Origin of the sequence: Bacillus cereus group sp. BfR-BA-01382 (genome assembly GCF_022663475.1) — a bacterium.
GTDB classification, from domain to species: domain Bacteria; phylum Bacillota; class Bacilli; order Bacillales; family Bacillaceae_G; genus Bacillus_A; species Bacillus_A thuringiensis_S.
Genome location: NZ_JAKUFQ010000466.1, coordinates 1 through 208, shown reverse-complemented (window position 1 = coordinate 208; position 208 = coordinate 1). Strand labels below are relative to the sequence as shown.

Here is a 208-nt window from a genome sequence, read left to right as displayed (position 1 = left end):
AAAACTGAAGATAAAGAAACAGCAAAGATAGAAGAGAAGAAAACTGAAGATAAAGAAACAGCAAAGATAGAAGAGAAGAAAACTGAAGATAAAGAAGCAGCACAGCTAGAAGAGAAATCAAAAGCAGAAAAATCGGTAAAAACAAACGGAAATGAAAATAATGAGGAAGAAAAAGCGGCATCTCAAGAAAAGGGTTCTCAAACTAATC

The 208-nt window shown here is 33.2% G+C and carries 1 pseudogene; it reads left to right on the top strand.

Annotated features, from left to right (window positions below):
- Window positions 1-208: pseudogene (locus MR160_RS35445) on the top strand (YrrS family protein); the annotation flags it as partial.